1 protein-coding gene and 1 pseudogene are annotated in these 1,120 nt (G+C 36.7%); both read left to right on the forward strand.

What is annotated here, in order from left to right; translation table 11 throughout:
- A pseudogene (locus AC1M36_RS28280) lies at nt 1–136 on the forward strand (spore gernimation protein); the annotation flags it as partial.
- On the forward strand, nt 133–1,120 hold a 988-nt coding region (locus AC1M36_RS28285), incomplete at its 3' end, for a Ger(x)C family spore germination protein (RefSeq protein WP_479846519.1). The pseudogene AC1M36_RS28280 and the gene AC1M36_RS28285, both read left to right, overlap by 4 nt.

The raw sequence follows: 1,120 nt of genomic DNA on the forward strand, positions 1-1,120 counted from the left end.
TATGACTTCGAAAAATATAAATGATCTACTTAAATTCGGGGATATGGTCGGCAATACTGCTATATTTTTATTTGGGTTACTACCATTGCTCCTTCTTATCGTCACGCGATTAAAGAGAAAAGGGGGGACATCGTGAAGAATAACTTTCACTATGTACGGGTTCTTTTGACTTTGTTTTCGATGCTTGTGCTTCTGACAGGGTGCTGGAGCAGTAAAGAGATTGAAGAGTTGAGTTTAACTTCAGGTATAGCATTGGATAAAGGTAAGGAGTCAACAATTGAGAAAGAAATTGAGGGAAAAGGAGGAGGATATCCTAAAAGAAACCTTATTACAGCTACTTATCAAATTGTAAACTCGCAAGCAAAAAGTAAAGGAGACGGGCAACAAAAACGTTATATAAATGTTTCTGAGACTGGAGATTCTATTCATCAAATCATTCGTGAGTTTTCATTGAAAAGAGAGGGCCCTTTGTTCAGCCCACATTTAAAGAGCATTGTTATTAGTGATAGTCTTGTACGTACATACAGTTTGGAAAATTTACTAGATCAACTTCTCCGTGACAATGAGATTCGACTTAGCTGTATGGTTTTAATCAGCAAGGGACGAGCGAGTGCAACACTGGAATCAAAGGGAAAAGGAGAAATTCCAACGTTTCATTTGGTTGGGATTGGAGATAATCAATATAGAATAACAAGAATTTTACCTCCTGTATCGCTCGCTAAATTAGAAGGCAAAATGCAATCAGGATCCAGTTTTCTTTTACAAAATGTGATCTCGACAAATGGAGAAGCAAAATTTGCAGGAGCTGCCGTAATTAAAGGAAAAACAAAAAAGCTACGTGGTTTTTTAAATGAAGAGGAATTAGAGGGACTAATATGGATTAACGGAAAAAGGAAAGGTGGTGTGGTAAAAGGTTCTGATAAAAAGACAGGGCAACCCATCATCTACGAGATAAAGTCCATAAAAAGCAAAATCACCCCACATGTTAAGGGAAATAAGATTTCTTTTGATGTAAACATTGAATCAGAAGGGCGTGTGTCTGAAAATTGGATGCACTCAGGAAAAGGTTTTGAAAATGAATTTTTAAAAAGGGCAGAAAAAGTTGCTGAACAAGAAGTAA

The sequence above is a fragment of the Bacillus sp. Medicinal_06 genome (genome assembly GCF_056711665.1).